This window comes from Nocardiopsis sediminis (assembly GCF_042650565.1).
GTDB lineage: Bacteria > Actinomycetota > Actinomycetes > Streptosporangiales > Streptosporangiaceae > Nocardiopsis_B > Nocardiopsis_B sediminis.
Map to the genome: position 1 here is coordinate 119,283 of NZ_JBHSBH010000008.1, position 18,107 is coordinate 137,389.

Consider the following 18,107-nt stretch of genomic DNA (forward strand, 5'->3'; position numbering starts at 1 on the left):
CTGTCGCAGATGCTCGCTTGAAGTGGGGTTTCGATGGTGCCGGGAGCGGCGATGGTGCGCGTCGCCTTGCGTGGAATAAGTTGATGGATCAACTGAATCCGGTTAGTGTGGTGGCATGGTCGACCGACCCCGGAGGAGGACGTATGGCGGTCGAAGTGAGCGACGTGCCCGAGGCGAAGCGCTACCAGGCCCGCGTTGACGGAGAGCCCAAGGTCGCGGGCGTCGCGGAGTACATCCGTACGTCAGAACTCGTCGCGTTCGTGCACACCGAGGTCACGCCGGAGTACGAGGGCAGGGGAGTCGGATCCGCTCTGGCCCGCACCGCCCTTGACGAGGCGCGGGCCGCGAACCTGCGGGTGCTGGCGACCTGCCCCTTCTTCTCGGGCTGGATCGCCCGTCATCCCGAATACCAGGACCTGCTCTACCGGTCGCGCAGCAAGGTCAGCGACTGAACGGCCGGAGTCGGACACGATGGTGACGGAGGCCGGTATGAGCGGTGGATCCGAGAAGAAGGCGTACGAGGGGCGGTCGATCACGGTCACCTTCGAGGCCCGGCGCTGTCGGCACGCCGCCGAATGCGTCCGCGGTCTGCCCGAGGTGTTCGACACGGCCCGGCGCCCGTGGATCCAGCCGGACCGCGCCCCTGCCGACCGCCTGGCCGAAGTGGTGCGGCGCTGCCCCTCAGGCGCACTTCAGTACCGGCTCGCGGACGAGGGCATCGACAAGGTCACCTGATGGTGTGACGGCGATGCACCACGGCCCTGATCGCCACCGCCGTTCATCGGATCCGTGTTCCTGATCATCACTGGCTGATGTAGTGGTCGGAGATGAGCCGGCGGAGCGCATTTCTGCTGTATCGAAATGTCCGTGACAGTGAGAAAGGGGTTGCCCGGTGCAGGTGCACGGGTGGCACGACCCCTCATTCCGGCCGGTGCGGGAGATATTCGCGCAGCAGTTGGAGACGGGGAACGAACTGGGTGGTGGCATCGTCGTTGATGTCGACGGGTACGTCGTGGTCGACATCTGGGGCGGTTGGCGCGACGCCGAACACCGCGAGCGGTGGTCGGGGAATACGATCACCAATCTCTGGTCGACCACCAAAATGGTCACCAACCTCGCCGCGCTGATGCTGATCGACCGAGACCGGCTCGACCCGTATTCGCCGGTGGCGCGGTATTGGCCGGAATTCGCCGAGAACGGCAAGGAGCACGTCGAGGTCCGTCACATCCTCAGCCACACCTCCGGAGTCGCCGGCTGGGAGGCGCCGTTTCAGGTGGAGGACATGTACGCCACCGCCACGGCCACCCGCCGGCTGTCCGCGCAGGCACCGTGGTGGGAACCGGGAACGGCATCCGGGTATCACGCCCAGAGCCAGGGCCATCTGGTGGGTGAGCTGGTTCGCCGGGCCAGCGGCAGGTCCCTGACGGATTTCGTTGCCGAGGAGATCTCCGGCCCACTCGGCGCGGACTTTCAGATCGGCGCGACCGAGGCCGACTGGGGCCGGATCGCGGCGATCACGCCTCCACCGCCGCTGGACATGGACCTGGACCGGGACGGCCTGCCGTACAAGGTCCTCATGAGGACGCCCGTCCCCGCCGAAACGGCCAATTCCGCCGCGTGGCGTCGCGCCGAATTGGGTGCGGTCAACGGTCACGGCAACGCGCGCTCGGTGGCCAGGATCCTGAGTTCCCTGGCGCTGGACGGCGTGGTGGACGGGGTGAAACTCCTCTCCCCGGATACCATTTCGCTCATCTTCGACGAGCAGAGCCATGGAATTGATCTCGTCCTCGGTATCCCGCTTCGATTCGGAATCGGCTACGCCCTGCCCGAAACCGCGACACTGCCGTATGTGCCTCAGGGTCGCGCCTGCTACTGGGGAGGTTGGGGCGGGTCGCTCTCCATCATGGATCTCGATACACGCACGACGATCAGCTATGCGATGAACAAGATGGCGCCCGGGATCATCGGATCGGACCGATCCGAGGCCTACGTGCGCGCCATTCACGATTGCCTGCGATAACGGACACGCTGAAAGGCTGAAAGCAGGAGGCGGCTCCACGCCCCTGCCCTCCAAGGCGCACCCACCGGGAAACGACGGGAAAGAGACCATGGGATACATCAATGTCGGAACCGAGAACAGCACGCCGATCGACCTCTACTACGAGGACCAGGGCGCGGGTCAGCCCGTCGTGCTCATCCACGGGTACCCGCTGAACGGTCACAGCTGGGAGCGCCAGACACGGGAGCTGCTCGCCGCCGGATACCGCGTCATCACCTATGACCGCCGCGGCTTCGGCAGATCATCGAAGGTCGGCACCGGCTACGACTACGACACCTTCGCCGCCGACCTGAACACCGTGCTCACCACCCTCGACCTGAGCGACGTCGTCCTCGTGGGGTTCTCGATGGGCACGGGCGAGCTCGCCCGCTATGTGTCCCGCTACGGCCACGAGCGCGTCGCCAAGCTCGCCTTCCTCGCTTCGCTGGAGCCCTTCCTGGTCGCCCGCGACGACAACCCCGAGGGGGTGCCGCAGAAGGTCTTCGACGGCATCGAGGCCGCGGCCAAGGGCGACCGCTACGCCTGGTACACGCAGTTCTTCTCCGACTTCTACAACCTTGACGAGAACCTCGGCGTCCGGATCAGCGCGGAAGTGGTCACCGGCAGCTGGAACGTGGCGGTCTCCAGCGCTCCGGTGGCGGCCTACGCCGTCGTCTCCTCCTGGATCGAGGACTTCCGCGCCGATGTCGAGGCGGTGCGCGCCAGCGGCAAGCCGGCCCTGATCCTGCACGGCACCGCCGACAACATCCTCCCGATCGATGCCACGGCCCGCCGCTTCCGCACGCTCCTGCCCGAAGCGCGGTACGTGGAGGTCGACAACGCCCCGCACGGGCTGCTCTGGACGCACGCCGAGGAGGTCAACACCGCGCTTCTCGACTTCCTCGGCTAGATCGACGAGGCCGGCGGGGCGGCCACCGCCCGCTGACCGAGAGGCGCGGGCCGGCCCCGTCCGTCCCCGCCGCTCGGCCTGATGCCCGAGCGGCCCCCGCACGACGCTGAAGACACCCCCCGGACGAGCACGCTGGAGCCCGGATGCCGACACGACCCCGAGAACCGGACCCCGACCATGGCCATACGGGCTCCGGCCGTGTGCGGCGCCGGCGGCGATGGCCCTGGATCACCGCGACGGCCGCCGTCGTGTTCATGGTCACCGCCGGGCTCCTCACGGCGGCCTTCCAGTTCGGCCTTCCCACGGGGATGGGGGAGGGGGACCGCAATCACGTGTATGTGAGCGACGAGGGTGACCAGCGGTACCAGGTGCACCTGCCGCCGCAGCACGACGGGACGACCCGGCTGCCGGTCGTCATGGCGATCCACGGCTGCGGGATGACCGGCTACGGCTGGAACTCGATGAAGGCCACGACCCGGTTCAACCGGCTGGCCGATCGTGCGGGATTCATCGTCGTCTACCCCACCCAGCGGCTCTTCCGCAACGCGATCAACTGCTGGAACTCCTCCGATCCGCACCAGCAGCGGCGCGGCTCCGGTGAGCCCGCGCTCCTCGCGGGTGTCGCCCGAGAGGTGGTCGAGGAGTACGACGCCGACCCGGCGCAGGTGCACGTCGCCGGCGCCTCGTCAGGCGCGGGGACCGCCGTCATCCTCGGTGCCACCTATCCCGACGTCTTCGCGACGGTGACGTCGGTGGCGGGCGGTGAGTACGGGCTGAACCAGGTGGACCCGGACTCCCCGGACCTCACTCCGCCGACCTCCACCGCGCGTCAGGCGTGGTCCCAGATGGGCGAACACGCGCGAGTGGTCCCGCTGCTCGTCGTCCAGGGCGGGGACGACGAGGTCGTGCCGCCCCTTGTCGGTGAGCGGCTGGTCGCGCACTGGACGGCCGTGAGCGACCTGGCCGACGACGGCATGATCAACGACAGCCTCGGCCTGCGCGAGGAGACCACGGAGGTCGCGCCGGCCGGCGGCAGGTACGGCGGTACGCACACCACGGTGTCCACGGCGGAGGGGACCTCCGTCGTCGAGGCGCACGTCGTCGACGGTCTGGGGCACGCATGGCCGGGACCGCACGGGGCCGGCGTGTACACCGACCACGCGGGGCCCGACGCCACCGCCCTCGTCTGGGACTTCGCGCAGCGCCACCCGATGCACGAGGCGCGCGGCAACGGCTGAGCCGGACGTCTGATCCGCGCATCCGGCGCGGTGCGCCGGGATGGGCGACGCGGTGCCGCTCAGTGCCGTCGCCACATGCGGGACGGGGCCGGGCCACCCCGTGTGCCGTCCGGGCCGTGTGCGCGGGCGAGCGCCCGGCCGGTCATCCTCCCTGACGGTGCACGAACTCCTCCACCGTGCCAACGACGACCACGCGGCCACCGTCGCCGGGATCGGGATCGGGCACCACCGTTTCCGGGTCGACCAGATAGACCTCGTGGCCGTCGAGGGTGAGCCGCCGCACGACCTCCAACAGCATCCTGCGAGCCACGTCGTCGATGGAGTGGACGTGTGTGAGGTCCAGGGCCACCCCGGGCTCGCTGGGTGCGATGGACACGATTTCGCGCACGAGCCGCTCGGCACCGGTGAAGCGGATCGCGCCCTGGAGCTCCACGACCCGGCCCGCGGCCGCCCCGGTACCGACGACGCGTGTGCCGCGTACGACCGCGCGCGCCGATGCCGGAACGTCCATCAGATGCAACCCCATGTCAGAGGAGAAGCGTTTGAACAGTGAGACCCCGCGGACACTGTTGCCGTGTGCGTCGAGCCGTGGGGAGAACGTGGCTATACCGACCTGCCCGGGAAGGGACCCGATCAGCCCTCCGGCCACACCGCTCTTGGCGGGGATGCCGACCTGGGTCGCCCAGTCTCCGGCGGCGTCGTACATCCCGCAGGTGGACATCACGCTCAGGACCTGTCGTACCACCGGACCCGGCACCACCTGCTGCCCGGAGACCGGGTGGACGCCGTTGTTGGCCAAGGTCGCGGCCATGACGGCGAGGTCGCGCACGGTGACCAGGACCGAGCACTGCCGGGTATAGCCCTCGACCACCTTTTCGGGGTCCTCGGTGAGGATGTCGTGGGTCCGGAGCATGTGCGCGATCGCGAGGTTGCGGTGGGCGTGCGCCATCTCCGAGGCGAACACCGACTCATCGGTCTCCAGGCTGCGCCCGGCGAACGCGGACAGCCCGTCGATCACCCGTTGCACCCGGTCGCCGGCCCCCATCTGCCCGGTGCCGGCGAGGGCGTGCGTGGCGATCGCGCCCGCGTTGATCATGGGGTTGAGCGGGCGGCCGGTCCCCGGTTCCAGGGAGATCTGGTTGAAGGCCTCTCCCGAGGGTTCCACCCCGATCTTGTCCAGCACGGTGTCGAAACCGCGGTCCGCCAGCGCGAGCGCGTAGACGAACGGCTTGGAGATCGATTGGATGGTGAACGCCTGATCGGCGTCGCCGCAGGCGTGGACTTCGCCGTCCAGCATGGCGAAGGCCATGCCCAGGCGCTCGGGGTCGGCTGCGGCGAGCTCGGGGATGTAGCCCGCGGGCGCGCCGGAGCGGTCGGGTTCGACGGCTTCGCGCACCTCAGCGAGATAGTCGGGTATCGGTGATCGCATGGCGCGCTCCTTGGGACCGGGACACGACGACGCGTGAGCGGCCCTCACAACGGCGGTCGGCCCCTGCGCGTCACGGTCCGATGTCGGCAAAGTGAGACGCCGAGGGCGGGCAGCCCCGGCGGTGAGGCGCGCCATCGCGAGACGGCGTGCCCCGGACCTGCCGCCGCAGCACGGTTCATTGAACCCGGTGGCCACGGCGGCAGGGCCATTCTCCTGTCTCCTACGATGTCAGCGCAGGGTGGCCACTGGCGATCGAGACGCGGTTGAACGCGTTGATCATGGTGGTGATCCACTCCACCGCGGAGATCTGGTCCTTGGTCAGGTGGACGGCCGCACGCGCGTTGACGAAGTCCCGGTCGATCGTGGGATCGATCACCGTGAGGGACTCCGCCAGGAGGAGCGCGGCCTTCTGCTCATCGGTGAAGACGCCGGCCTCCCGCCACGCGGGCAGCAGGTCCAGGGTGCTCTGCTGCACCCCGGCCTTGAGCGCCTTGGGGAAATGGACGCTCAGGCAGGTCGGGCACCCGTTGATCTGCGACACGCGGATGTTGATGATCTCGATCGTGTCGTCGCCGAGGCCGGCCTCGTGTGCCGCGGTCCGGGAGGCCGCAGCCGCCTTGACGGCTGCCTTGTACACCTCGGGGTGCTGCTTGTCGATGTAGGGCCGCTCCGCGCTCATGCCCCGACCTCGGTCGCCTGCCGGACGGTGGAGAGGTCGGCCGGCCGCGGCCGGCGGAACCGTCCGCCTTCGGCCGCGTAGGCCTCGCCGTGCTTGTCCAGGTGGCTGCGGAAGAGCGGGCACACGGGCACGACGGTGAGGTCCTTGCGGATGCTGTCGGCCAGCGCCTCGCGGACGAGGAGCCCCGCCAGGCCACGACCGCCGAACTCCTCGGCGATCTCGGTGTGGAAGAAGATGCGCTCGCCGTCGGCCCCCGGCGGGTCGACGAAGGCCGCACGGCCGGCGAGGGTCCCGTCGTCCAGGCTCACGGTGTAGGCGCTGATGGCGTCGGTCTCATCGAGCTTGATCTGCACGGGGGCGCCGGTTCTGTCGGTCCGTTCGGTCACTTCGACTACCTCTCTGTGGGGATGGTGTCCAACTCGGTGGGTGGGCACAGCGGTTCGCGGCGCCCCGGCGGGGCGAGCGGCAGCGGGGTCTGTCAGGCGTCGAACCGTGCGTGTGGTGGGGGGTTCTTCCTCGGCAGCATCGGGACCTGGGGCAGCTCGGGGGCCGGTATTCTCGCCATCTGCTCGCGGTTGCGTCCCGGGCCGCCGTGTCCCACGTAGCCTTCGACACGCCCGAACCGTTCGCCGTGGTTCTCCCACTCCTGCCGGAATCGCCGGATCTCCTCGGTCGAGCGGCCCAGGAAGTTCCACCACATGAGAACCTCCTCGCCGAAGGGGGCACCTCCCAGGAGCACGAGCCGGGCCGGTTCGCCGCCACGGTTGGCGATGCGCAGCGTCTGCGACCCCACCCCGGTGTAGCCCACGGCGTCCTTGGGCACGTGCACGCCTTCGAGCGTGACGGAGTCGCCCGCGTCCACCAGGAGGCCGTGTTCGAACCCGGGATCGGCCTCGACATCGATCTCGGCGCCGGGGGCGAGCCGGAGTTCGGCGCCCACGACCGGCGTGTACGTCTTCACCGGCGACCGCGAACCCAGGAGCGAACCGAGGAAGACGAGCGCGTCCCCTCCGGGAAACGCGACGGGTTCGGGCACGAAGCGCTCGAATCGGCGTTCGGTGGTGTGACGGGCCTCCTCCGGCAGGGCGAGCCACAGCTGCACCCCGTGGAGCCGGCCTGAGGCCGGGTCAGAGGTCTCGGAGTGGCAGATGCCGGCCCCGGCCGTCATGAGGTTCATCTGCCCGGGGAGGACGTCCGCGCTGTGGCCGCCGGAGTCGAGGTGGGCGACGGCCCCCTCGAAGAGCCACGTGACGGTCTGCAGCCCGGTGTGGGGGTGCGGCGCCACATCCATCCCGCCGGTGGCCGCCACGTCGTCGGGCCCGTAGTGGTCGACGAAGCACCAGGCTCCGATCAGCGAACGCTGCCGTTGGGGCAGTGTGCGGCGCACGTTCATCGCGCGCGGCCCGCCCAGCGGAACGTCACGGGCGCTGATGATCTCGACCGGGGCTCGGCCCGCATGTTCCGCCCACGGCCCCGGGAGACCGCCTTCGGTGCACACGTGGGGAGCCGGGCGGGCCTCTGCGTTGGTCATTGCGGTGTCCCTTCTGCCTCGCGGGCGCGACTGCGAACCGTCCGTCCCGGCTCATCCTCGACCAAGGAGGGGATGCCGGCCTACGGCGGGACCGCCTCTCATCCCTTGTCGGCGCACGGCCCCAAGCTGCTCTCGATGGATGATAGATGATGTATCAACTCTTGGCTCCAGGGTGCGCCCGTGGGGGCGGACATAGGGTTGGCCTGCATGGTTGACACATCATGTATCTGCCCTAATGTAGGTGAAGTATCAACTACTTGGCCGGGCCGTCACCGACGCGAAGGCCGTGCTGGTCGCCGGAGCCGGCAACCGGCACGGCGCGATGTTCCACCGATTCGGCTCAGGTGCGTCGGCGTGGACGCACACGGCCCTATCTCCCGCGCCGAGAACGACGGTGTCCCGCCAAAGCCCCCAGAACACCAACCCCTGGAGAGGGATCCATGAGCGCTGCAGCGAAGTCCGGACTCGAGGCACTGCTGACGCCCGAGGAGAGCGTCCTCGTGCTGATCGACCACCAGCCGTTCCAGTTCGCCAACCTCCACAGCCACGAACCGTCGATGGTCGTCAACAACGTCCTCGGCCTCGCCAAGACCGCGAAGGTCTTCGACGTCCCGACCATCCTGACGACCGTGCTGGAGGAGCGCGGCGGCTACCTCATCCAGGCACTGCAGGACGTGTTCCCGGATCAGAAGCCGATCAACCGCACGCTCGTCAACACCTGGCAGGACCCCAACGTCGTCGACGTCGTCAAGGCCACCGGCCGCAAGAAGCTGATCATCGCCGGCCTGTGGACGGAGGTCTGTGTGGCCATGCCGGCGATTCAGGCGGCGGGCGAGGGCTTCGAGGTCTTCGTCGTCACCGACGCGTCGGGCGGGGCCTCGGCCGAGACCCACGACATGGCCGTGCGGCGCATGGTCCAGGCCGGCGTGGTGCCCATCACCTGGCTGGCGGTGGCCAGTGAGTTGCAGCGCGACTACGCCCGCGAGAAGACCTTGCCGGGCCTGTCCGAGATGCTGATGCAGCACGCCGGTGGCTCCGGCATCGCCCTCACATGGGAGACGCAGCTGCTGGGAACCCACCTGGGAAGCGGCGCCTGACGTGAGCGGGGGACAGGCTCCTATCCGCATCGGGTACTGCCTGTCCCTGACAGGCCCCCTCGCGGACAACGGCCGGTCGGCCCTCCTCGCCCACGACATCTGGCGCGAGGACGTCAACGCCCGCGGCGGCCTGCTCGGCCGCCGGGTCGAGTTCGTCCGCCACGACGACCAGGGGAATGCCTCCCTGGTGCCCGGTATCTACGAGCGGCTGATCGACAAGGACGAGGTCGATCTCGTCATCGGTGGTTACGGCACCAACACCCTGCTGGCGGCCATGGGGTTGATAGCGGAGCGGGAGCGCTTCTTCGTCGGGCTCATGGGCCTCGGCGTCAACAACGCGCTCGCCTATCCGAACTACTTCGCCATGATCCCGACCGGACCGGATCCCAACGCCGCGCTCACCGAGGGGTTCTTCGAACTCGCCGCGCGACAGGACCCGCGGGCGGCGACCGTGGCGCTCGTATCGGCCGACGCCGAGTTCTCACGCAATCCGGTTCTCGGCGCCCGCTCCAATGCGGAGAAGTACGGGATCCAGGTCGTCCACGAGGCCACGTATCCGCTCTCGACCGAGGACTTCACGCCCGTCATCGACGCCGTCGCCGAAAGCGGCGCTGATCTGCTGTTCCTGTGTTCCTACCTGGCCGACTCCATCGGCCTGGCGCGGACACTGCGGTCGCACCGCTACCGTCCGCAGATGGTCGGCGGTGCCATGATCGGCCCGCAGAACACGGCGGTGAAGACGACACTCGGGCCGCTGCTCAACGGCTTCGTCAACTACGAGTACTGGGCTCCGGTCCCCACGATGATGTTCCCGGGCGTCGGGGAACTGCTGGACACCTACCAGGCACGGGCCGGCGAAGCCGGCGTCGACCTCCTGGGGCATTACATGGCGCCGCTCGCCTACGCCCAGATGCAGGTGGTCGCCCAAGCCGTCGAGGCGACCGGCGGTTTCGACGACGCGAGCCTCGCGGCCTACGCACGCAAGGAGACCTTCCCGACCGTCATGGGCGATGTCCGGTTCGGTGCCAAGGGGGAGTGGTCGCAGCCGCGGGTCCTCCAGGTCCAGTTCCAGGGCATCTCCGGCCATGAGGTCGGGCAGTTCCGGGACGGGTCGCGGCAGATCGTGGTATCGCCGCGGGAATCGTCCTCCGGAGAGCTGGTCTTTCCCTACGCGCAAGCCCTCACTGCCGGCCGGTGTGAACGAGGAGAGATGTCGTGGCATGGAGCACCCGTGAACTCGCCGAACTGGCGAACATCAAGGTGAGCGCCATCCGGCACTATCATCGGATCGGGCTGCTCAAGGAACCCGCGCGCCAATACAACGGATACAAGAAGTACGGCGTACTGGATCTCGTGCGCGTTCTCCACATCCGCCGGCTCGCCGACCTCGGAGTCCCCCTCTCCCAGATCGACGAGTTGACCGACGACCGCGCCAGAGCCCCGGATGTGCTGCGGGGGATCGACGCCGAGCTGGCGCTGGCCATCGAGCGCATTCAGCGGACCCGCGCCGATATCGCGGCCATGCTGCCCGACAGCGCCTCGGTCGACGTGCCCGCAGGATTCGAGCCCATCGCGTCGCGCCTGTCGGCGGCCGACCGGGCGCTGCTCCACATCTACACGCAGCTCTACGACGACGCCGCGATGTCGGACCTGCTGCAGATGATGAAGACCGGCGCCGGCTCCGTCGATGACGACATCGAGGCCTTGCCGGCCGACGCCGACGAGGCGACCCGGCAGAGCCTCGCGAAGCGGCTCGCACCGATCATCGCCGAGAGTCTCAACGACTATCCGTGGCTGAGCGACCCGGCGACGCACCTCTTGAAGAGCGAGCAGGTCACACGGGAGACCTTCATCAAGGCGATCCTCGAGCTGTACAACCCCGCCCAGCTCGACGTGCTCAAGCGCGGCAGCATCCTGGCGCACGAGCAGGTGCGCGCCATGCGGGAAGCCAATGAGGACGCCGAATGACGCGCCGTCAGCCCTTCCCCTTCACCCCGTGGCCGGTGGGCGCCTGGTCGGCAAGCAAAGCGCGGGCGTCGGTGTCGCTGACCAGGATGCGTCCTGTGGGGGTACGGAGGTGGGGCACGCGCCGTTGCTGGACTATCCACCTCCACACCGTGATCCGGCGCACGTTGCAGGCTTCGGCGATCTCACCCGTGCCCCACCACCGGTTCCGTTCCGGGGCCGAGTAGCGCCGGTCCTCGCCGGGCGCGTCGGCCAGCCGTGCCGGTGCGATCGGTGGGGCGGGGTGTACACCCGGGCGGAACGTGTTCGTGCCGCGGTCTCGGCGCGGCAGGGGCTCTGTGGTGTCGGCGTCGGTCATGCCGCCGGCCTCGACGGTGCGGGCGGCTGGGGGAGCTGCTGCCATGACCACCCTCCCAGACACACCGCGGGGGCGTGGCTGCGGGCGCACGTGCAGTGGGAGAAGGGCTTGTTGCACCCCGTGCAGATGTTGGTCGGGGGGTACTCTGACATGCGAGAGATCCGTTCGTGTGAGCGAATGGGCGTCGCGTGTCCCGGTCCTGGTCAGGTGTGGGACACGCTCGTGAGGGACCGTCCGGCGGCAACCGCGACGGTCCCTTCGTCGTGTGCGCTTCCGTCCCCTGCCGGGGCCTGGAACAGGACGGAAACGGCCGTCCGGCACACGGGGGTACCGGTCCGACGGAGAGAGCCGTGTGTTTCTGCCCCTGCCTCTCCTGCTGCCGGGTCGGGACACGCGGGGTCAGGTACGGGCATCAGGGCCGCGACGTTCCTCGTCGGCGCGTTCGGCCATCGCGCGGATCTCGGCGCTGTAGAAGCGGCGCGTGTGGGTGAGGGGCCAGCGGATGGACCGGATGATGCCCTGGTTGGCCACCCGGTGCACGAAGCTGCTGCTCCTGCCCAGTAGGCGCGCGGCTTCCTCAACGCCCATGTCCGGCACCACCCACGGTCGACCGGTGGCGGTGGGCGTCGCCGGGGCGAGCCACTGTGCCTCCAGCTCGTGCACGGCATCGGCCACGATGCGAAAGCGCCTGTACAGGGACCGGACCGGAAGAACCCCGTTGTGCACCCAGCGGCGTATGACGCTCTCACCGGCTGCGAGGATGCGCGCGGCCTCGGCAACCGTGTAGGTGTCGTCCCGGGTGCCCTCGGCCGTCACCCGGGTTTCGAGCCGTCGGCTCACAATGCCGGCGAGGTCGGACTCCCGGTAGCAGCGCGGCGTCTGCCCGGGGATGCCGACGCCGGGAAGTGCGCCGCTCACCGCCCAGCGGCGGATGGTCGCGATGGTGACCCCGGCGATCTCCGCGGCCTCGCCGGTGGACACCTCGTCGATGGCGGTGGGCGCCACGGCTGTCGGTCCGGGGTGCACGGCCGCCACGCGCATGACATCGGAGCGCCGGTAGCGACGCAGCGAGCTTGCGGGGCTGCGGACGACGGGGAGAACGCCTTGATCGGCCCACCTGCGGATGTCGATGGTGTCCACCCACGCGAGATCCGCGGCTTCCCCGACCCACAGCAGGTCATCGCTCTCGGTGGTGAGGGCTTCGAGATCGGCGGCCAGGCGGAAGATGGCTTCGCGGTCGAACCAGCGGCGCCCGTCCGGGGCCTGTTCGGTGGGGATGTGGCCCTTGAGAGCCTTGGCTCTGACGGTGCATGGGGCGAGATGCAGGATGCGGGCGACCTCTTCGGGGTGGATGGCGTTGGGGGGAAGGGGCCGCATGGGGGAGGGGGCGGCCACGCTGCGTGCTGCGGTGCGCGCCTGTGATGTGTCGAACACGGGGGGCTTTCCATCTCGGGGGCTTGGGGGTGCCCCCTCCCGCGACCGGGGTCGGGCACGGGAAGGGGTTGCGGTCGGGCGATCGGCGACCCGGCCCGATGGGCTCCTTGGAGTCAGGTCTGCCAGTTGAGGAGGAAGTACCGGCCTTCGTCGGGGAGCGCCCCCCACTGGGTGGTGAACGCCTCCATGAGCGCGGTCGCGTACATCCGGGTGTCGGCGTCGGCGACGGTCCGGGGCGCGCGGGTGCGCACGCCGGTGGTGGGGCGGGACTCGACGTAGAGGTGGTCGGCGCCCACCGAGACCGACAGCTTGGCCGCGCCGGTGCGGGCCGTGGTGGCGGTCATGACCTCCGACAGGCACAGCGCCGCCGCGGCGGCCATGTCGTCGGGCATCCCTGCCTCGATGGGCAGGAGCGCGGTGAGCCACGCGCGGGCCTCGGCGATCTCGGCTCCGGCGTGGAAGGTGCGGGCGTGCGTGCTCGCATGATGGGGTGCGTGGGTCGCCATCACGCGCCCACCAGTTCCCCGACGCTGAAGGCCCCGGTCTCCCACGCGATGAGTCCTCCGCGCACGACTTCGGCGGGCGGCGAGACCTTGTCGGGGTCCACGACCGGCGCGGGCCGGCGCTGGACACCGGGGCGGATCGGGTCGGGCTGGGGCGGTGGGGAGGAAAGGCGGTGCCGGGCCGCATACCTCTGGTTTCGGGTCCTGGTCCCGGTATGCGGGGGCCATGCGAACCGGACGATCAGCCACAATATGGCGGTAATCTGCATGACGTCATCAGCTCCGAACTGGTGGCCACGCCCCCGGGTGATTCGCCGTCACCGCGGGGGCCTCGCGTTCAGAATTGTTCATGAGCGGGAAGAGGCGCTACCGACATCAGAGGCTCCCGTTATTTTCGAGATTCGCTGTTCGTTTCCGAACGCTTACTGAATACTTCTGGCTATGAGTGACTTCACGAGTGCGCTCCGCTCTCTGGTTCGGCAGTCCGGGATCAGTCAGGCGAAGCTTGCGCGAACGGTCGGTTGGTCCCCTGCTCAGATATCGGCGCTGGTGAACGGCAAGGCGAACCCCAAGAGGGATCACGCGGAAGCACTGGACAGGGCGCTTGGCGCTGAGGGCCTGTTGGTGCGCCGCTGGCTTGAGCAGAAGCGGCGCGAGGCCGAGCCGGAATGGATGCAACGGATCTCTGATGTGGAAGACCACGCGGTTGAGATCCGGATCTGCCAGCCGTTCCTCATGCCGTTCATTCTCCAGAGCCCCGACTACACGCGAGCAATTGTGCGCATGGGCCGTCCGCTGGACACAGATGAGCAGGTGGGAACGATTGTGGACCAGCGCATGCGACGCAATAAGCACCTGCTACGAGAAGACGGCCCCAAGATCTCTGTGATGCTGCCCGACGCCGTGGTCAGGGCCGCTCCGCAGATAGCCCCCGATGCGCTGTCCCACGTGCTCGACCTGACAGAATCATCCGTGTGCTTGCAGCTCATCCCCGACGCTGTGCACCTGGCTGCCGCAACAGGAGCGTTCCGCCTCATCAGCTTCGAAGACCGCCTGCCCGTGCTGTTCGCCGAACATGCCATGGGAGGAACGCCCTTCGATCTTCCCCGAGAGGTAGCCGCGTTCAACGCGGCGGCCAACCAGTTGCAGGCATGGGCGCTCAGTCCTGAGGAATCCCGCAAGAGGATCGAGGAACTAACGTGAACGACTTCCACAAATCCAGCTACTCCACCGCATCCGGTGAGTGCGTAGAGGTTGCAGAGGGCCCGACGACCCTTGTGCGGGACACGAAGCACCGCGACGGCGTGGTCCTCGCCGTGCCCGCGGCGGAGTGGCGCGCGTTGCTGGCCGACCTCGACTCCCTGTAGCGCCTGCGCCCCCTGGCCTCCTCTCCCGTCGACGGCGAATTCCAGGGGGCGTTGCAACACGAGTGATCCACTGGCTGTCGCCAGGAGCTTAGCGAGACGCTCGGCTGGGGTTTCCCAGCCGAGCGTTCTGCGTGGCCGGCTGTTCATCTCCGCCGTGACGGCGCCCCAAGCCACCGTCCACGACCCGCGCTCCACGGGCCACAGCATCCGCTCGCTCCGACGTCGGCCGCGCGTGGGCACCGGCACCGTGCCCCGCTGCATCCGCGCGCGCTTCTGTGCTCACGTTGGGTAACCGCTCCATGGAAACCGGGCGAGAGCAGCTAAAACGCGAATAACACCGACTGGATCTCCGCGGCGGCTTGACCATGCTCTAGGAGCATGGTTTTGGCTATCCGTGCGCCCGCGGTTTCGGGGGAACGGAGTAGACGCCGGATCGCGCGTCCTGGTCGCGCGCTCGCATGCGCGTAGTCGGCTCGATCCAACCGGTCTGTGACCACCTCCCCGCCCGGGCAGCGCTGCCCCATATGTCGCGAGGAGGAGCGGACATGAGTCTGACTACCAGTACCGAATACGGGATGACGACCGGCCGGGACGCCATGGAGGAGGCCCACGGCGAGTGCAATGCCGTCTACACCAAGGTGGACTTCCTGCGCGACTCGCTGAAGTCGAGCTGGCAGGGCGGCGCGGAGGCGGGCTATGAGACCGCGCTGGTGAAGTGGCTGGAGGAGCTGCGGCTCATCGTCAACGGCATGAACAACATGATCGGCACCTTCGGCGGCACCACGAAGGGCATGTTGAACCTGGAGGACGAAAACCTCGTCACCTCCAACGCCTGGATGAGCCAGCTCAACCCCAACCAGAGCGCCTGACCGCCACCTCCTCCCCCTTTTACGTTCTGAATCCGGCCGTCCTCTGGGGTGCCTCCGGGAAACGAAACGAGGCAGCAGCAAATGAGCGATTTTTCCGTCAAGTATTCGGGCATGGACGATTCCGCGTTCGACCTGCGTGCGCGCACGCAGGAGATCCGCGAATCCCTCGACAAGCTGGCCTCGAAGATGGCCCGGGTCCGCGGCGAGCTCGACGGTGCCACGGCCGAGAACTACGACAACAGCATGGCGCAGTGGCAGCTCAACGTGCAGGACATGGAGTTCCTGCTCACCAGGGCGGAGCAGGCGCTGATCCTGATCCGCGACAACTACCAGAACACCGACAACAAGCTGTCGCTCGAATGGGTCTCGCGGACCATGTAGCCGCCGCCCGCCGGTGACGGGTGCGACCGGCCGGCGGGTTGAGGAGTGAGGAGGTTGAGCAATGGCGGAGAAGACCGAGATCACCTTCGGCTACCTGCGCAAGTTCCGTGAGGAGCACATCACGCAGATACTGAAGGACCTCGAGGAACAGAAGTTGGCCCTGCAGAAGTACATCGACGATGACGTCGGCGAGGATGCGCCGATCATCAACGGCATCAGGGCCGGTAATTCGACCATTTTCCCCTCGGCGGGCACCTTTGCCAACACGCTGAATAACAATGTACGCGCGATGCGCGATCAGATCAACGGTCTGATCAAAGAGTTCGAGACGCTCGACTCCCAGTTGGAGAATTCGCACAGACTCTTTGACGACGCCGAGAACGACGCCGTGGTGACCGTCAATGACCTCGCATTCATCATCGACCCCGAGAACGCTGGGCCAGGCGGATCCGGCGGGGAGGACAAGGACGAGGGCTGACAGGGCCGGGGTGCCACGGGCCGTAGACGTCACGGTCCGGTGGCCGAGCGAATGGCGGTTCCGAGGGAGAGCGAGTGAGGAGGAGATATGCCAAAAAAAGCTGAGGGGGATATCGAGCTTGGGCACGATGGGCTGGAAAATAAACCGGCCGATCGCGATCTTGAAGGCGCTCCGCTCCCCACGGAACTTCACGACATCATCAACATCTTCGCCGATCGGGAAATGGAATCATCCGTACCTCCGATGATCTCCATTGACGCGATGATGAAAGCCGACTGGTTCGAAAGCTTCAAGTCCGACCAGAAAAGCCCGGGCGGACTCACTCATTGGCTGGAATCGCATCTCGCACCGACCGAAGCGACATGGGTCCCGCATCCCTCGGGTGGCGGAAGTTTTGTCGGGGGCTCCGACGAGAAGACGTACTACTCCGGTATCACCTACGCCAACTCCAACGTGGAGACGGGTGCCGTCGGAAAGGCGTTCTTCGACCACATGATCAACATCCTCAACGGGCCGTGGAGAGGGGACGACAGCAAGACCTTCAGCCCGAGAAGGATGGCGGGGCTCGCCGAGACCCTCGACGATCTGGTGGCCATGGTGAACGGCGCCGGGGACCGCGTCGGGGAGTGGCGCGCCACCGCCGACGACGCCCTGGAAGGAGCGACCGCCGATGTTTTCCGGGAGCACCTGCGCAACATCCAGACTCGCTTCTACACCCTCAGTGACCAGGTCGGCCCCTACCCTGAGGCCATACGAAACGTCAGGGACACGGTCGTCTGGACGGCCGCACCGGCCCTGACCGGTCTCAACAACGAATGGGCGGGAAACGGGCTAGCGGACCCGTCCGATGTCGTCACCCACTGGTTTGAGCAGAACAAGGACATCGCGCGCCTCGAACATGGAGACGAGACCACCCAAATCGGCGATGTCGGCAAGGCCAACGATGTTAATACCTGGAAGGAGATCCAGGAGCGAGTCAAACAGATATGGCGTGACGGACTGAACGATTTCGTCGCCGGTGCCAACGAGACCATGAGGACGGTCTCCGACTCCTACATCAGCAACAGACACAAGTTCGAAGAGATCGTGGAGCCGATCCCGCGACCGCTCGACTGGTCCGGCGTGGGCGGCGGGGGTGGCGGCTTCGGACCCGACGACGATGACGAGAGTGAGGACAACGACAAATCCGACACTCAGAAGGAGTATGAGGAGCTACTCGAGGATTATTACGAGAATGAGATCGAAAACCTCAAGGATCTCATGAACGACGATGACGGCGATGGCGAGGGAGATGAGAACGATGACGACGGGGGGCCGTCCGACTCCCAGAAAGAGTACGAAGAGGCGCTCGATAAGTACTACCAGGACCTGCTAAAGGATCTGGAGAGTGGTCCCGAGAGCAGCGAGGACGACCTCACGGAGGACGGTGGCGGGGGAAATAACGATGGCCCCGACATGGAGGACGAGTACAACAACGCGCTCGACGACTACTACCAGAACGCCATCAACGATCTGAACTCCGGTCCCGAGGGCGGCGGTGGCGACCTCGACGAGGACGGCGGTGGCAACGGCGGTGACGGCCCGGCCTCGGAGGACCGGTTCAACCGGACGCTGGACGACTACTACAACCGGCAGTCCGACGACCTTGAATCGGAGATGAACAGTGGACCGCCTCCGCCGGTCGGTGGCGGCGGGTCTCTGGGCGGTGGCGGAGGCGGGAACAACGGCAACCGCCGGTCGTCGGAAGATCGCTACAACCGGCAGCTGGACGAGTACTACGACCAGGCCGCCCGCGACCTCGACCGGGAGCTGGACTCCGGCCCGAACGGT

At 67.7% G+C, this 18,107-nt stretch carries 20 protein-coding genes and 1 pseudogene; 14 read left to right on the forward strand and 7 right to left on the reverse strand.

What is annotated here, in order from left to right; genetic code table 11:
- Window positions 1–143: 143 nt before the first annotated feature.
- The 5 genes from ACFOVU_RS12385 to ACFOVU_RS12405 all read left to right on the forward strand — a co-directional run bounded on the left by ACFOVU_RS12385 (window position 144) and on the right by ACFOVU_RS12405 (window position 4,186).
- Complete coding sequence (locus tag ACFOVU_RS12385) at window positions 144–452, forward strand: GNAT family N-acetyltransferase (protein WP_378533038.1); 309 nt, start codon at window positions 144–146, stop codon at window positions 450–452.
- A 37-nt stretch (window positions 453–489) separates the two neighbouring features.
- Complete coding sequence (locus ACFOVU_RS12390) at window positions 490–735, forward strand: (4Fe-4S)-binding protein (protein WP_378533040.1); 246 nt, start codon at window positions 490–492, stop codon at window positions 733–735.
- Between the two features lie 157 nt (window positions 736–892).
- Entirely contained in the window at window positions 893–2,020 is a 1,128-nt protein-coding gene (locus ACFOVU_RS12395) for a serine hydrolase domain-containing protein (protein ID WP_378533042.1), read from the forward strand.
- Between the two features lie 88 nt (window positions 2,021–2,108).
- A complete protein-coding gene (locus ACFOVU_RS12400) occupies window positions 2,109–2,948 on the forward strand; it encodes an alpha/beta fold hydrolase (RefSeq protein ID WP_378533044.1) in 840 nt (279 codons plus the stop codon).
- A 338-nt stretch (window positions 2,949–3,286) separates the two neighbouring features.
- Window positions 3,287–4,186, forward strand: coding sequence for an extracellular catalytic domain type 1 short-chain-length polyhydroxyalkanoate depolymerase (locus tag ACFOVU_RS12405; RefSeq protein WP_378533046.1), 900 nt, complete (start codon window positions 3,287–3,289; stop codon window positions 4,184–4,186).
- 142 nt (window positions 4,187–4,328) lie between these two features.
- Here the strand turns inward: ACFOVU_RS12405 and ACFOVU_RS12410 are convergent, their stop codons facing one another.
- The 4 genes from ACFOVU_RS12410 to ACFOVU_RS12425 form a co-directional block, all read right to left on the reverse strand.
- Window positions 4,329–5,615: a glutaminase gene (locus tag ACFOVU_RS12410; RefSeq protein ID WP_378533048.1), complete on the reverse strand. Its 1,287-nt coding sequence runs from the start codon at window positions 5,613–5,615 to the stop codon at window positions 4,329–4,331.
- A gap of 220 nt (window positions 5,616–5,835) precedes the next feature.
- Complete coding sequence (locus ACFOVU_RS12415; protein ID WP_378533050.1) at window positions 5,836–6,294, reverse strand: carboxymuconolactone decarboxylase family protein; 459 nt, start codon at window positions 6,292–6,294, stop codon at window positions 5,836–5,838.
- Window positions 6,291–6,680 (reverse strand): GNAT family N-acetyltransferase, encoded by a 390-nt coding sequence (locus tag ACFOVU_RS12420; RefSeq protein WP_378533052.1) that lies wholly within the window; start codon window positions 6,678–6,680, stop codon window positions 6,291–6,293. The genes ACFOVU_RS12415 and ACFOVU_RS12420 overlap by 4 nt, the downstream gene beginning before the upstream one ends.
- A gap of 92 nt (window positions 6,681–6,772) precedes the next feature.
- Entirely contained in the window at window positions 6,773–7,825 is a 1,053-nt protein-coding gene (locus tag ACFOVU_RS12425; protein WP_378533054.1) for a pirin family protein, read from the reverse strand.
- A 440-nt stretch (window positions 7,826–8,265) separates the two neighbouring features.
- Here ACFOVU_RS12425 and ACFOVU_RS12430 point away from each other — a divergent pair, with 440 nt between their 5' ends.
- From ACFOVU_RS12430 to ACFOVU_RS12440, 3 genes are read left to right on the forward strand one after another with little or no spacing between them, the layout of a single operon-like run.
- A complete protein-coding gene (locus ACFOVU_RS12430; RefSeq protein ID WP_378533056.1) occupies window positions 8,266–8,922 on the forward strand; it encodes a hydrolase in 657 nt (218 codons plus the stop codon).
- Between the two features lies 1 nt (window position 8,923).
- Window positions 8,924–10,186 carry an amino acid ABC transporter substrate-binding protein gene (locus ACFOVU_RS12435; protein ID WP_378533058.1) on the forward strand — a complete coding sequence of 421 codons (1,263 nt, stop codon included), beginning with the start codon at window positions 8,924–8,926 and terminating at the stop codon, window positions 10,184–10,186.
- The gene (locus ACFOVU_RS12440; RefSeq protein ID WP_378533060.1) at window positions 10,138–10,890 is read left to right on the forward strand and encodes a MerR family transcriptional regulator; all 753 of its coding nucleotides are present in this window, start codon (window positions 10,138–10,140) and stop codon (window positions 10,888–10,890) included. Before ACFOVU_RS12435 ends, ACFOVU_RS12440 begins: the two co-directional genes overlap by 49 nt.
- A 7-nt stretch (window positions 10,891–10,897) precedes the next feature.
- Here ACFOVU_RS12440 and ACFOVU_RS12445 read toward each other — a convergent pair whose 3' ends face one another.
- The 3 genes from ACFOVU_RS12445 to ACFOVU_RS12455 all read right to left on the reverse strand — a co-directional run bounded on the left by ACFOVU_RS12445 (window position 10,898) and on the right by ACFOVU_RS12455 (window position 13,185).
- The gene (locus tag ACFOVU_RS12445) at window positions 10,898–11,290 is read right to left on the reverse strand and encodes a hypothetical protein (protein ID WP_378533062.1); all 393 of its coding nucleotides are present in this window, start codon (window positions 11,288–11,290) and stop codon (window positions 10,898–10,900) included.
- A 354-nt stretch (window positions 11,291–11,644) separates the two neighbouring features.
- Window positions 11,645–12,679, reverse strand: coding sequence for a helix-turn-helix domain-containing protein (locus tag ACFOVU_RS12450; RefSeq protein ID WP_378533064.1), 1,035 nt, complete (start codon window positions 12,677–12,679; stop codon window positions 11,645–11,647).
- Window positions 12,680–12,792: 113 nt separating this feature from the next.
- Window positions 12,793–13,185, reverse strand: coding sequence for a hypothetical protein (locus ACFOVU_RS12455; protein WP_378533066.1), 393 nt, complete (start codon window positions 13,183–13,185; stop codon window positions 12,793–12,795).
- Window positions 13,186–13,623: 438 nt separating this feature from the next.
- Here ACFOVU_RS12455 and ACFOVU_RS12460 point away from each other — a divergent pair, with 438 nt between their 5' ends.
- The 6 genes and pseudogenes from ACFOVU_RS12460 to ACFOVU_RS12485 form a co-directional block, all read left to right on the forward strand.
- Window positions 13,624–14,385 carry a helix-turn-helix domain-containing protein gene (locus tag ACFOVU_RS12460; RefSeq protein WP_378533068.1) on the forward strand — a complete coding sequence of 254 codons (762 nt, stop codon included), beginning with the start codon at window positions 13,624–13,626 and terminating at the stop codon, window positions 14,383–14,385.
- Window positions 14,382–14,549: a DUF397 domain-containing protein gene (locus ACFOVU_RS12465; RefSeq protein WP_378533070.1), complete on the forward strand. Its 168-nt coding sequence runs from the start codon at window positions 14,382–14,384 to the stop codon at window positions 14,547–14,549. The genes ACFOVU_RS12460 and ACFOVU_RS12465 overlap by 4 nt, the downstream gene beginning before the upstream one ends.
- A 545-nt stretch (window positions 14,550–15,094) precedes the next feature.
- Window positions 15,095–15,418, forward strand: a complete 324-nt coding sequence (locus tag ACFOVU_RS12470) for a hypothetical protein (protein WP_378533072.1) — start codon at window positions 15,095–15,097, stop codon at window positions 15,416–15,418.
- An 81-nt stretch (window positions 15,419–15,499) separates the two neighbouring features.
- Window positions 15,500–15,799 carry a WXG100 family type VII secretion target gene (locus ACFOVU_RS12475; RefSeq protein WP_378533074.1) on the forward strand — a complete coding sequence of 100 codons (300 nt, stop codon included), beginning with the start codon at window positions 15,500–15,502 and terminating at the stop codon, window positions 15,797–15,799.
- A gap of 61 nt (window positions 15,800–15,860) precedes the next feature.
- A complete protein-coding gene (locus ACFOVU_RS12480; RefSeq protein WP_378533076.1) occupies window positions 15,861–16,277 on the forward strand; it encodes a hypothetical protein in 417 nt (138 codons plus the stop codon).
- Between the two features lie 87 nt (window positions 16,278–16,364).
- Window positions 16,365–18,107, forward strand: a pseudogene (locus ACFOVU_RS12485) (hypothetical protein); the annotation flags it as partial.

Bases quoted from the DNA above. Each gene is read 5' to 3' on its own strand.
- ACFOVU_RS12385 (WP_378533038.1), top strand. From the start codon at position 144: ATGGCGGTCGAAGTGAGCGACGTGCCCGAGGCGAAGCGCTACCAGGCC.
- ACFOVU_RS12390 (WP_378533040.1), top strand. From the start codon at position 490: ATGAGCGGTGGATCCGAGAAGAAGGCGTACGAGGGGCGGTCGATCACG.
- ACFOVU_RS12400 (WP_378533044.1), top strand. From the start codon at position 2,109: ATGGGATACATCAATGTCGGAACCGAGAACAGCACGCCGATCGACCTC.
- ACFOVU_RS12410 (WP_378533048.1), bottom strand. From the start codon at position 5,615: ATGCGATCACCGATACCCGACTATCTCGCTGAGGTGCGCGAAGCCGTC.
- ACFOVU_RS12415 (WP_378533050.1), bottom strand. From the start codon at position 6,294: ATGAGCGCGGAGCGGCCCTACATCGACAAGCAGCACCCCGAGGTGTAC.
- ACFOVU_RS12425 (WP_378533054.1), bottom strand. From the start codon at position 7,825: ATGACCAACGCAGAGGCCCGCCCGGCTCCCCACGTGTGCACCGAAGGC.
- ACFOVU_RS12430 (WP_378533056.1), top strand. From the start codon at position 8,266: ATGAGCGCTGCAGCGAAGTCCGGACTCGAGGCACTGCTGACGCCCGAG.
- ACFOVU_RS12445 (WP_378533062.1), bottom strand. From the start codon at position 11,290: ATGGCAGCAGCTCCCCCAGCCGCCCGCACCGTCGAGGCCGGCGGCATG.
- ACFOVU_RS12455 (WP_378533066.1), bottom strand. From the start codon at position 13,185: ATGGCGACCCACGCACCCCATCATGCGAGCACGCACGCCCGCACCTTC.
- ACFOVU_RS12460 (WP_378533068.1), top strand. From the start codon at position 13,624: ATGAGTGACTTCACGAGTGCGCTCCGCTCTCTGGTTCGGCAGTCCGGG.
- ACFOVU_RS12470 (WP_378533072.1), top strand. From the start codon at position 15,095: ATGAGTCTGACTACCAGTACCGAATACGGGATGACGACCGGCCGGGAC.
- ACFOVU_RS12475 (WP_378533074.1), top strand. From the start codon at position 15,500: ATGAGCGATTTTTCCGTCAAGTATTCGGGCATGGACGATTCCGCGTTC.
- ACFOVU_RS12480 (WP_378533076.1), top strand. From the start codon at position 15,861: ATGGCGGAGAAGACCGAGATCACCTTCGGCTACCTGCGCAAGTTCCGT.